Origin of the sequence: Thalassolituus hydrocarboniclasticus (assembly GCF_025345565.1) — a bacterium.
Taxonomy (GTDB): Bacteria; Pseudomonadota; Gammaproteobacteria; order Pseudomonadales; family Oceanobacteraceae; genus Venatoribacter; species Venatoribacter hydrocarboniclasticus.
This window is the reverse complement of record NZ_CP054475.1, coordinates 1,545,164-1,557,529: the sequence shown is the minus strand read 5'-3', so window position 1 is coordinate 1,557,529 and position 12,366 is coordinate 1,545,164. Positions and strand designations below refer to the sequence as shown.

The following is a 12,366-nucleotide window of genomic DNA, read 5'->3' as shown; positions in this document are numbered from 1 at the left end:
AACCCGCGTTGAATAATCCTGCCATCCCGGTAACTAGGACGGGCAAAAGCCCGCCCCTTAACCAAACGTTATGCGACTACACATTAAAATCAGGATAGACATGAAGTATTTGGGACTACTAGCTATATGGGCTTTATCAGCCGACATATATGCTTTAGAGAATGAGATAGAAAGACTTTACAAGGCTAACAATGTTGAAGGGGCGATACTCATTGAATCTGCTGATGGTAAACTAAAGTATCAATATAATGTTAATAACAAAGAAAGCTTCATCCCTGCTTCAACATTTAAAATACCTAATACACTAATCATACTAGAGGAAGGTTTGATTAAAGATTCCTCTGAAGTCATTGCTTGGGATGGCGTAGAGCGCGAATACGCTCCATGGAATAAAGATCAAACACTTAAAACAGCCTTTAAATACTCATGTGTATGGTGTTATCAACGCTATGCAAAAAAAGTAGGCGACTTAAAGTATCATAAGTACCTTAAAGATTTTGACTACGGAAACCAATTAACTGGCAGAGAGATCACAAGATTTTGGCTTGATGGTGATCTAAGGGTCTCTGTGAAAGATCAAATTAGTTTTTTGCGTAAGCTGTATGTGGAGAATCTACCAATACAGAAACAACATATTAAAACACTGAAGAATATTATGCTGTCAGAGAGCAACAGCCAGATAAAGATCTGGTCAAAAACAGGTTGGTCTGGCAAAGACGGATGGTATGTGGGTTATCTTGTTATTAACAATCAAACATGGTTTTTTGCAAACCACATTGAGATAAAGCAAAGTTCAGATTTGGCGTTGAGGAAAAAACTTACATTGGAAGCGTTTAGGATCCTCAATATTGTTCAGTAGTACTTGGCATAACAAGCGCATGTTGTCGGACTGGTGATCTTCCCCCGCTTTAACGGACACCAAAGTCAAACTGACGAGCTGTCCAATGCCAAAATATACTCAGCCAGGAAAGACCTGGCAGTATCCAAATGATTTAACGCGAAAGCAGTTCAGCTGAGTCTGATTGAAGGGATTCTGGTTCAGGAAGTCGTCGATTCTCGTTATTTTTAGTCATTCAGTCCGCGCTTTCCTGGTTTTGAGGTTTGGCTTTGGCATCCGCGGTAGCCAGCATCTCTTCCATTTCCGCCTTCTGTTTTAACGCACAGGCATGGAGTTTTTGCTGGCGCATACGGCGGATCGCTTCCAGCGGGTTTTCTTCAGGTTCGCTCTGCGATTCCCTTTTCCTGTCAAATGACCCGCTGATATCAGACTCACTCATCGTCACTCGCCTTTTTAATCAGAAACCGGAATACGCCATCAACCTCTTCCTGCAGCAATAATTCATGCTCAAGGAAATTGCAGAATTTTAAAAAATCGCGCCGGGTCGAAGGGTCGGTGGCGAGAATTTCCACCACCTGACCAATCTGCATATCGCGGATCTGGTTGTGCAGCATCATCACCGGTTCCGGGCAGAACAGCCCTTTGGTGTCGAGGTGAAAATCAATGGCTGTGTCGTTCATAACTCTCTTCTTACCTGTTCGTTTTGCCTGCAGAGCCTGCGCCCGCTCAGACCAGCGCCTTGCGTGACGGCAGTAAACCGCGCTGTACCAGCGTCCAGACCGCACTCATCGCCGCCACACACAAAATGGCTGACAGCACAAAGTGGCCATCATACCCCAGAGTTTTGGCGCTGAAACCGGAAAGTGCACCGGCCAGCATACCGGCAATAATCACCAGACAGCTTTGCAGGGCATAGTCGGCGGCGGCACAGTGCTCGCGGCAGCGGTCCATCATCACGGTAAATAACGCCGCCGTCGCCATACCACCAGCAATGTGCTCAACGATCACCGCCAGATAAATATGCAGCCAGTCCGGCGCCTGCCCTGTCGCCGGCTGCAGGCCGAGATACGACAGCAGCGCCAGTGCTTCGAGCAATAAAAATCCGAGCAATGCGCTTTGCCGTCCGAGCTTACCGACCAGCCAGCCACCACCCAGTGCACCAAGCAGACCGGCCAGAAAACCCACGGTTCCCAGAATCAGACCCATCTGCTCCAGCGTCACTCCGGCATCGCTCAGCATCGGCCGGATCATCGGTGTGCCAAAGGCATCACCGAATTTATACACCAGCAGAAACAGCAGCCAGAAGGCGGCGTATTTCAGGCGGAAAAAGCCCAGCCACAAAGGCCACAACGGCTGGCGGTCAACCACATGCGGCTGCGGCTTAAACCACCACAACGGCAGCGAGCCCAATAGCATTAACAACGCCAGCAGCAACAATGAATTCTGCCAGCCCAGCAGCGGATACAGCGACACCAGCGCGCCACCAGCCAGAATCATCCCGACCCGATAACCGGCGACCTGAATTCCATTACCGATACCGCGCTGCTCCGGCGGCAGGTTTTCTACGGCCATGGCATCGGTGGCGATATCCTGCGTCGCCATCAGGGTATTCAGCATTAACAGCAGGCCGACAAACACCGCCATCGCCTGCCCGGTCCATAAATCCAGAGGCTGACTGGCAATCACAACCAGCACTGCCACCGCACTGTAATTCATGGTCAGAATCCAGCTGCGGCGGAATTCCTGTTTACGCAGGGAAATACGGTCGAGCCAGGGCGCCCAGATAAATTTCAGCGCCCAGGGCAGCGCCAATAAAGACAACAGACCAATAATGGTCAGGTCCATGCCCTGCTTACGCATCAGCGCCGGCATCGCCTGCCCGAAAAAGCCGTGGGGCAACCCCTGCACAATATAAAGCCCGCTTAAGGCCAGCCATTTATTCATTCTGTTTCTTCTTTTGTTGTTCTGCTTTTTATTTGCTGCCGTCAGCTCGCAAAACTGACGCGGCTGACTTTACACATTGCGCTGCGGCTGCGCCAGCTACACAGGCCTGTTATTCAGTGCATAAAAAAAACGCAAAAGCGTAATGTTGTTCACTTAAGCAACCAGCCAGCGCTGACTGCATTTGAACAGCCTTTGCGGGGCAAGCCCCTGCGCCCCCTGTAAGGAGAGGTATCTCCTTACGATCCTCTCTTTTCGGCGCGTCCGGCCTGACTTAGAAAAAAGAGGGCAGCCAACTGTGATTATGCGGCACGCAAAACAATTCGCCCCGGAACGACGTTTTAAAATACCAATAATTTGTATCGTTCCGGGGCAGGGTTTTGCTCTGAAGGCCGCAGAATCATCTGGTTGTCTGGCGCCGCACGATCGCCGGTTTAAGCAATCCGCTCAGCCGTATTTCAAAGGAAAGCGTGTTTGCGACACACCTGGCTCCCACGCTCTGCGTGGTAGCCCTTGCTGGCACAGTTGCATTCCCACGCAGAGCGTAGGAACGAGAAAAGAATACGTTTGATCTGAAACGCGGCAGTGCGGTGATGGTTTTCTGCGCCTCTGGGGCCGCCGCCGAAACCGCAGATATATCTGGTTTGTCCGCAGGGTCGGTTAATGCTCCTGCCAAACCGACATTTCTGCCATCCCTAGCGGTCAGATGCGAAAGCGGCCCAGCCATGGACAATTTGTCGGGAACAAAATTGAACAGCCGCAGGCTGGCCCGTAGGGCGAAGGGCAGGACGCCTGAAGTCTCCCGATGAGGCGCGCGGGCAGTAAAGATCAAGGTTTCAAGGGTGACGGCCCAGAAGGCGCGAAGTTGGGCCTGTTTTTGCTCCTGCAAAACATGCATTTCCGCCATCCATGGCGGTCAGGTATAAAGCCACGCCGGCAAGGGGATAAGTTCCCCTGGGAGGCATTGGGCGTTTCAAAATGATTTAAAACGCTTAATGAACAGCATTACCTCAAGAGCGGGATTAAATCGGCCCATAAAAAAACCCCGCAAAAGCGGGGTTAAATTTATAAGTATTATGAGGTGAGAGTGTAGTTATTGTCTCGTTGGTGCGTTGTTGTTTCGCTGCGGAACGGCTCAGCGTTCCAGAATAGCCACAACGCCCTGGCCGCCAGCGGCACAGATCGAAATCAGACCACGGCCTGAACCTTTCTCTTCCAGCATTTTCGCCAGCGAGGCGACAATACGGCCACCGGTGGCGGCAAACGGATGGCCGGTCGCAATGGAAGAACCGTTCACGTTCAGTTTGCTGCGGTCGATGCTGCCCAGCGGCTTATCCAGACCGAGTTTTTCTTTGCAGAATTTCTCGTCTTCCCAGGCTTTCAGAGTGGAAGCGACAACGCCCGCAAAAGCTTCGTGGATTTCGTAGAAATCAAAGTCCTGCAGGGTCAGACCAGCGCGTTCCAGCATACGTGGTACGGCATAAGCCGGTGCCAGCAGCAGACCTTCTTTATCTTTGTTGCCGTCTTTACCGAAGAAGTCGACAGACGCGGTTTCGTGGAAGCTCAGGTAAGCCTTAACCGGCAGGTTGTGTGCTTTCGCCCACTCTTCAGACGCCAGCAGCACCACAGAAGCACCGTCGGTCAGCGCCGACGAGTTACCGGCGGTCAGCGTACCTTTACCGGATTTCTTGTCGAAAGCCGGTTTCAGGCTGGCCAGTTTTTCCATGTTTGGCGTGCGCGCCAGGTTGTCTTTTTCCAGACCCAGATACGGGCTGACCAGATCATCGAAGAAACCACGCTCATAAGCGGCCAGCAGATTGGTGTGGCTGTTGAAGGCGATTTCGTCCTGCTCTTCACGCGAGATGCCCCACTCTTTTACCGTCAGCTCAGTGTGCTCACCCATCGACAGGTTGGTGCGCGGCTCGCCGTTACGTGGCACCAGCGGCGCCAGATGCTTAGGACGGATTTTTGCCAGCAGCTTGAGTTTTTCACCGGTAGTTTTGGCACGGTTTACGTCCAGCAGGATTTTACGCAGGCCTTCGTTCACACCGATCGGCGCATCGGACGTGGTATCGGAACCACCGGCAATGGCGCTGTCGATCTGGCCCAGAGCAATTTTATTTGCCGCCATGATAATGGCCTGCAGACCGGTACCACAGGCCTGCTGAATATCAACACCCGGAGTACGCGGGTCGAGGGCGGTGCTGAGCAGGGTTTCACGCGCAAGGTTAAAGTCACGGCTGTGCTTGATTACCGCACCGGCGATAAACTCACCAATCTGTTCACCCTGCAGGTTATAACGGTTCACCAGGCCATTCAGTGCTGCGGTCAGCATGTCCTGGTTTGAGGCATAGGAATACGCGGTGTTGGAACGCGCAAAAGGAACACGGTTACCGCCAATGATGGCTACGCGGCGGATGGTCTGTTTAGCACTGCTCTTGGTCATGCCGGAAATCCTGTATTGATTCTGATTGTTAATTCTTGGACAAACACACATATCACAACGGCAGGCGCTGCATACTCTGCCATAAACGCTGCCCAGTTTAGCGCCCGGGCTATGGCTGGCATTGGCTGAAGTGACAGTTTTCCCCTCTTATCTGGTCAATTTCACTCCTGATGATTGCTGCTGTAATCTGCTACCGTCCGGCGCTGTACCATTATTTTGTTTTCGCTGTGGTTTACAGCGCCTCTGTGAACCATTTTTAACCGTTAACCGGCCTTGTTTAATCTGCATGAACAGGCCTCAGGACCCAACCATGAGCAATTTTATTGAATCTGTACTCGACAGCAGTATGGGCCGCAGTCTGATGAAGTCAGTTCTGCCAAAATCGATCGAACTGAAGCGCTACAACCCGAATCAGGCAACTTACTTTGAAGGCCGTGTGCTGATCGGCGCCTGCGACAACGCCGCGCTGCTGAGCGACATCATGCGCAACCTGAAAGATGCCAGCGCCAGCGTATTCTTCCCGGCAGCAGCAAAAACCGCTGCCGCCATCGTTGCCGCCGCCGGCGAGCACGGTGTTAAGGCCGTTGGCATCGAGTGCAGTGCCGATATGACCGACAAATTCGATGCCTTTGTATTCGATGCCTCCGGTTTTGCCGACACCGCTGACCTGAACCAGCTCTATTACTTCTTTAACCCGGTAATGCGTAAGCTGAACAGCAATGGCCGTGTGATCGTATTGGGTCGTCCGCATATGAAAGCCGCCACCGGCGAACAGGCTGCCGCCATGCGTGCACTGGAAGGTTTCTCACGCTCTGTGGCGAAAGAAATCGGCAAGAAAAGTGCCACCGCTCAGGCGATTTATGTTGAAACCGGTGCCGAGAAAAACCTCGATGCCGCGTTCCGTTTTGTGATCTCCGCCAAGTCCGCTTATGTCGATGGTCAGGTGCTGACCGTGCGTAAAGCGCAGGACGTTGCCTACCCGGACTGGCACAAGCCGCTGGCCGGTAAAGTTGCACTGGTGACCGGTGCTTCCCGTGGTATCGGTGAGTCCATCGCCCGTACCCTGGCGCGCGACGGCGCGACCGTTCTGGGTCTGGATATTCCGCCAGCGGAAGGCGATCTGCGCCGCGTAATGGCCGAAATCGGTGGTGAAACCCTGCTGGGCGATATTTCCTCCGCCGAGGCACCACAACAGATTTCCGACAAGCTGAAAGAAATGGGCGGTGGCGACATCATCGTGCATAACGCCGGTATCACCCGTGACAAAACCCTGGCCAATATGCCGGAGCACTGGTGGAACATGACCATCGACATCAACCTGTCGGCGGAAGAGCGCATCAACCACGTGCTGTTTGAACAGGGTACGCTGAACAACGGCGGCCGCATTATCTGCGTATCGTCGATGAACGGTATCGCCGGACAGACCGGTCAGACCAACTACGCGGCCTCCAAAGCCGGTGTGATCGGTTATGTGCAGTACATGGCCGATGAGCTGATGGCCAAAGACATCACCATCAATGCCGTGGCTCCGGGCTTTATCGAAACCGCCATGACCGATGCCATCCCACTGATGACCCGTGAAATCGGCCGTCGCCTGAACTCCCTGTCACAGGGTGGTAAGCCGGTCGACGTGGCGGAAACCATCGCGTTCTTTGCCAATCCGGCGGCTTCCGGTGTCAGTGGTAATATTGTGCGCGTCTGCGGCCAGTCGCTGGTCGGCGCGTAACCACTGCCCTGCAGGAAAAGTATCGGGGCCGCTCTGACCCCGGTGCTTTTCCTGATCCAGCTCAACAGCCGGGCTGATCCTCTCCCGCACAAGCCCTATTCCTGTCTGCATTGTTTCAAATCCGGCATATCCCGCTACACTTGGATGCAGTAATTGTCTGAATGCAGTGTATGCCCCAAAATTCTATCCAGCATGGCCTGAGTGACGTTTCCCGTCTCGGTATTGGCCGTTACAACCATTTTCTGGAAATGCTGCTCAGTGGCCGTCCGCTGGAAATGCTGCTGAATGAGCTGGTCCTGCTGATTCAGGAGAAGCAACCCGACTGTGTTGCCTCCATCCTGCTGCTCAGCGATGACGGCAAACGTCTGCTTCCGGGTGCAGCCCCGGGCCTTCCGGATTTCTATATCGACGCTATTAATAATCTCGAAGTGGGAGAAGGCGTGGGCTCCTGTGGTACAGCGGCGGCCACTGCGCGTCTGGTCATCGTTGAAGATATTCAGCGTCATCCTTACTGGCAGGATTACCGCGAACTGGCCGCGCGTGCTGGCTTACATGCCTGCTGGTCACAACCCATTGTCGGCTCCAAAGGCACAGTGCTCGGCGTGTTTGGCCTTTACTACCGTGAAGTGCGCCACCCGACCGGCATGGATCTGCTGCTGATTCACGAAGCCGCGCGTCTGGCGCAGGCCAGCATCGAGTTCCGCCGTGCCCAGAATCACCGCCAGCTGACCGAGACCATCACCCAGCACCTGCCACTGGGACTGATCATCACCGATAAAGAATTCAACATTATCGAGGTTAATCCGGCGTTTTCACACATTACCGGTTATCCCGATGCTGAAGTGCTGGGCCGTAAACCCGGCTTTTTTTCAACCGATCCTAAATCGTTACAGCAGTATCAGGACATCCTCGACAAGCTGCCGGCCTGGCGCAGCTGGACGACCGAAATCCTGATCAGCCGCCGTAACGGTGAACGCTTTAATGCCGAACTGTGCTTTTCGGTAGTACGCGATGAACAAAACGATATCCAGCGCTATGTGGCCCTGATCAGCGACATCAGCGAACGTAAACGTTCGGAAGAAACCATTCAGTATCAGGCCAGTTACGATCTGCTTACCAGCCTGCCCAACCGCAACCTGTTTTACGAGCGCCTGAACTGGACCCTGGAACAGGGTCGGCGCAAGCAACGCGCGTTTTCTGTGCTGCTGATGGACCTCGATTATTTTAAAGAAATCAACGATACCCTCGGCCACGATGCCGGTGACGAATTACTGGTGAAAGTCGGCACGCGGTTACAGCAAAGCATGCGTCCGCAGGACACCGTTGCCCGCCTCGGCGGCGACGAGTTCGGTTTTATTATTACCGGTGAACATGATGAGCAGGCACTGCGGGAATTAGCCGACCAGTTACTGAAAAATGTCAGCCGCAGCCTGACCATCCGCCAGATGCGCGACTGCCGGATTTCTTCCAGTATCGGTATCAGCTGTTATCCCAGCGATGGCAGTACGCTGGAACAATTACTCAAAGCTGCCGAACAGGCGGTTTATGCGGCGAAAAATGCCGGCCGTAATGGCTACGCTTTTTTTACTCCGGCCATGTTCGAAGCGGCAAAAACCCAGGCATTACTGCATCAGGAAATGCATTTTGCCGTCAGCCGTAATCAGCTCGAATTGCATTATCAGCCGATTAAGCGCCTCACCGATGACCGTATTGTGCAGCTGGAAGCACTGGTGCGCTGGAATCATCCGGAGCGTGGTCTGATCCGCCCTGACCTGTTTATTCCGCTGGCAGAAAAAACCGGCATGATCCGCGAAATCGGCCAATGGGTCAGGCAGGAATCTCTGGCCATGATCGGCCGTCTGCAAGAGCAGGGATTTAATGTCCCGATTGCGGTTAACGTGTCCACCGCTGAATTTTATGACCACGGCCTGGCCGACAAAATTATTGCTCAGGTACAGGAATCCGGCGTGCAGGGCGGCAGCCTGCTGGTTGAAATTACCGAAAGCCTGCTGATCCGCAACCAGCAGGAAACGCTGACCTTTCTGCAAAAACTGCAACAGGCCAATATTCAGGTTGCACTGGATGACTTCGGTACCGGCTTTTCTTCACTGTCATATCTGGCGGCGTTTCCCGCTGACAAACTGAAAATTGACCGCAGTTTTATTCATCAGATGACCGCCAATCCACGCAAGCAGTCGCTGGTTGATACCATTATTAACCTCGGCCACAGCCTGAATATGACGGTCATTGCCGAAGGGGTTGAAACCGAAGAGGAAGAAGCCCTGCTGCGCAGTAAAGGCTGTGATAAAACCCAGGGCTATTTACTGGCAAAGCCACTGCCTGAAACAGAGCTGATGGAATTTCTGCGAGGCTATAACGCCGGTACCGGGCGCGACTGATCTCAGCGCTTTTTCTTTGCCCGCTTTTTCTTCAGATAATCTTTAACCGGTGTTTTTTTATCCGGCAATGCCGCCGCAAAGCGCTCACGCATGGCTTCCACTTTGGCTTCTTTTTCATCATGCATACGGGCATGACGATGCTTTTCACCAGCCTGGCGAAAATCCACCACGGTATTTCCGGATTCTTTAGGCTCTGACATTATTGCTCCTGTTGCTGATAGCAGGACACCGCCATAGTCTGGCCATGTTAGCATAAGTCTTTTCTGACGGAACAAAGCTGCTGTTGTGACCACATCGCCTCACTCGCCATCATCGCCTCCTGCCCTGCCCATTGATTCGCTTCTGCCTGACCTGCGCGCGCAGCTGAACACGCATATGAATGTGCTGCTGAGTGCCGAACCCGGCGCTGGCAAAACCACCCGCGTACCGCTGGCCCTGCTGCATGAAGACTGGCTTGGCGGGCAGAAGATCATCATGCTGGAGCCACGCCGTCTGGCGGCGCGTAATGCCGCCCGCTTTATGGCGCAGCAGCTGCATGAAGCGGTTGGAGAAACCGTCGGCTACCGCATCCGGCTGGAGCAAAAGGTATCAGCCGCCACCCGGATTGAAGTAGTAACCGAAGGCATTCTTACCCGCATGCTGCAGGATGACCCTGAACTTAACGGCGTCGGGCTGATTATTTTCGATGAATTCCACGAGCGTAACCTGCATTCCGATCTGGCGCTGGCGTTGGCACATCAGTGTCAGCAGCTGTTGCGGCCGGAGCTGCGTCTGCTGGTGATGTCCGCCACCCTTGATGCCGACAGCCTCAGCGAAAAACTGCAGGCGCCGCTGTTGCACAGCCCCGGCCGGGGCTTTGCGGTCAGTCATTTTTACCGGCCTCTGCCAAACAGTAATGTCCGTCTGGCCGAGCACTGCGCCGGCGTTATCCGTGAAGCTCTCAACGCTCATAAAGACGGCGATGTACTGGCGTTTTTACCCGGGGTCGCCGATATCAGCCGCGTGCAGGCACTGCTGCAGGAGACGCTGAGCGGAGTGCTGGTCGCTCCCCTTCATGGCCAGCTGAGCGACAGTGAGCAGAAAACCGCACTGAGCCCTGCGCCCGCAGGCCTGCGCAAAGTCATTCTGGCCACCAACATTGCCGAAAGCTCGCTGACCATAGATGGCGTGCGCATTGTGGTGGATTCCGGTCTTGAACGACGGATGAGCTTCTCCCCGGCCAGTGGTATCAGCCAGCTGCAGACCCGGACTATTTCGCAGGCATCCAGTGTCCAGCGTGCAGGCCGCGCCGGACGTCAGGCTGAAGGTTTCTGCTACCGCCTGTGGCGCGAAGAAGAACAAAGCCGGCGCGAGCCCCATATCCGCGCCGAAATTCTCGATGCCGATCTGGCGCCGCTGCTGCTGGAATTACTGCACTGGGGCGCCGATCTTAACGACCTGCTATGGCTTACACCTCCGCCTGCGGCCAGCCTCAGTCAGGCCCGACAGGTGCTGACGCAGCTGGGTATGCTGCAACCGGATGCGCCGCTGCGCCTGAACGAACATGGCCAGCGCTGCGCTGCCCTCGGCCTTGAGCCACGCTGGGCCCATGCCCTGCTCTGCGCACAACAGTTGGGTATGGCGGCAGAAGCCTGTGAACTGGTTGCCGTGCTGCAGGAATGGCCCCACCAGCAGCGTCACAGCGATGACGCCGAACGTCTGCTGAGTCAGGCTCGCCGCCAGCAGGGCTTATGGAATAACCGTGTACGCCCGCTGGCACAGCGCTGGCAGCGGCAACTGCAGGCAACATCTTCGCCCAATACTCACGATGACAGCCCTGCTCCGGATAGCGGCCCCGCTCTGGATTGCAGTTTAGTCATCGCCCTCGCCTTTCCCGACCGCATCGCGCAGAAACGCAGCGCTAATGCTCAGGCATTTCGCCTGAGCGGCGGCAGCGGCGCCGAACTGCAACATAACAGCGATCTGCACAACGCCGATTACCTGGCCATTGCCGACATCAGCGGCGGCCAGCCGGACCGTATCCGTCTGGCGGCAACGCTGCACCGTAACAGCCTGGCGTCTTTACAGGAAATCGCCCCACAACTGTTCAGCGAACGCACCGAGATTGGCTGGAACGACAGCGGCCAGCTGAAAGCCCTGCGCCATCAGTGTCTGGGACAGCTGATCCTGAACAGCAAGCCGCTGCCTGCGCTGTCTGCCGCAGAATGGCAGCAAGCCTGGCGGGATTACTTTATCCAGCGTGGCCTGAGCGATCTGCCCTGGCAGGATGACACCAACACAGTGCGCAGCCGCATGGCGCTGGCGGCTCAGTATCTGAATCGTAACGGCGCTGAAGCCGAACAATGGCCGGATGTCAGCGATCAGGGCCTGCTGCAACGGCTGGATGACTGGCTGCTGCCGTTCTGTGATAACGCCCGAAACCTGCGCGATCTGAATAAAATCGCGCTGACCGATGCTCTGCTCAGTCTGCTCAGCTGGGAACAGCAGCAACAGCTCGCACAGCTCTTGCCGACACACTGGCAGGTTGCCAGTGGCTCGCGCATTGAACTGCAATACAACAATGATCCGAACCGTCAGGACGACCCGGAGCAGCCGCCGGTACTGGCCGTAAAACTGCAGGAAATGTTTGGCTACGAGGGCCAGCCCGCCGTTCTTAACGGCCGCCTGCCCTTGCTGATTCATCTGCTGTCACCGGCGCGCCGGCCACTGCAGGTCACCCGCGATCTGCCACATTTCTGGCGTAACACCTATGCCGAGGTGCGCAAAGACATGCGCGGCCGCTATCCGAAACATCCGTGGCCGGAAGACCCGCTCAGCGCCGAAGCCACGGCACTGACAAAGCGCGCACTGAGCAGGCGGCAATAATCTGGATTTTCAGGAGTGTGACTGAGAGCCTTGTGGCAAAAAAATAATATAAAAATCAACAGTACATGGTGTAACCAATCATTACCTGGTGCAGTGGTTATCTGCCGATAACCCACTAGCCTTTTCTGACACATACTATGTTCAGACCGGG

The 12,366-nt window shown here is 54.7% G+C and carries 10 protein-coding genes; 4 read left to right on the top strand and 6 right to left on the bottom strand.

Features of this window, described 5'->3' with window-relative positions; genetic code table 11:
• Positions 1-100 precede the first annotated feature (100 nt).
• A complete protein-coding gene (locus HUF19_RS06810; protein WP_260999073.1) occupies positions 101-859 on the top strand; it encodes a penicillin-binding transpeptidase domain-containing protein in 759 nt (252 codons plus the stop codon).
• A gap of 214 nt (positions 860-1,073) precedes the next feature.
• Here the strand turns inward: HUF19_RS06810 and HUF19_RS06805 are convergent, their stop codons facing one another.
• The 5 genes from HUF19_RS06805 to HUF19_RS06785 form a co-directional block, all read right to left on the bottom strand.
• Entirely contained in the window at positions 1,074-1,277 is a 204-nt protein-coding gene (locus tag HUF19_RS06805) for a hypothetical protein (protein WP_260999072.1), read from the bottom strand.
• Positions 1,270-1,518: a sulfurtransferase TusA gene (tusA, locus tag HUF19_RS06800; RefSeq protein ID WP_230331709.1), complete on the bottom strand. Its 249-nt coding sequence runs from the start codon at positions 1,516-1,518 to the stop codon at positions 1,270-1,272. Before tusA ends, HUF19_RS06805 begins: the two co-directional genes overlap by 8 nt.
• A 46-nt stretch (positions 1,519-1,564) precedes the next feature.
• Complete coding sequence (locus tag HUF19_RS06795; protein ID WP_260999071.1) at positions 1,565-2,782, bottom strand: MFS transporter; 1,218 nt, start codon at positions 2,780-2,782, stop codon at positions 1,565-1,567.
• A gap of 397 nt (positions 2,783-3,179) precedes the next feature.
• Positions 3,180-3,677, bottom strand: coding sequence for a hypothetical protein (locus HUF19_RS06790; RefSeq protein WP_260999070.1), 498 nt, complete (start codon positions 3,675-3,677; stop codon positions 3,180-3,182).
• Between the two features lie 237 nt (positions 3,678-3,914).
• Positions 3,915-5,225, bottom strand: coding sequence for an acetyl-CoA C-acetyltransferase (locus HUF19_RS06785; RefSeq protein ID WP_260999069.1), 1,311 nt, complete (start codon positions 5,223-5,225; stop codon positions 3,915-3,917).
• Positions 5,226-5,535: 310 nt separating this feature from the next.
• On the opposite strand from HUF19_RS06785, the gene HUF19_RS06780 reads away from it, so the two are divergent.
• The gene (locus HUF19_RS06780) at positions 5,536-6,951 is read left to right on the top strand and encodes a 3-oxoacyl-ACP reductase (RefSeq protein ID WP_260999068.1); all 1,416 of its coding nucleotides are present in this window, start codon (positions 5,536-5,538) and stop codon (positions 6,949-6,951) included.
• Between the two features lie 170 nt (positions 6,952-7,121).
• Positions 7,122-9,350: a putative bifunctional diguanylate cyclase/phosphodiesterase gene (locus HUF19_RS06775; RefSeq protein WP_260999067.1), complete on the top strand. Its 2,229-nt coding sequence runs from the start codon at positions 7,122-7,124 to the stop codon at positions 9,348-9,350.
• 2 nt (positions 9,351-9,352) lie between these two features.
• Here the strand turns inward: HUF19_RS06775 and HUF19_RS06770 are convergent, their stop codons facing one another.
• Positions 9,353-9,550 (bottom strand): tRNA (uracil-5-)-methyltransferase, encoded by a 198-nt coding sequence (locus tag HUF19_RS06770; protein WP_260999066.1) that lies wholly within the window; start codon positions 9,548-9,550, stop codon positions 9,353-9,355.
• Between the two features lie 85 nt (positions 9,551-9,635).
• Here HUF19_RS06770 and hrpB point away from each other — a divergent pair, with 85 nt between their 5' ends.
• Positions 9,636-12,215, top strand: coding sequence for an ATP-dependent helicase HrpB (hrpB, locus tag HUF19_RS06765; RefSeq protein ID WP_260999065.1), 2,580 nt, complete (start codon positions 9,636-9,638; stop codon positions 12,213-12,215).
• The last annotated feature ends 151 nt before the right edge of the window (positions 12,216-12,366 follow it).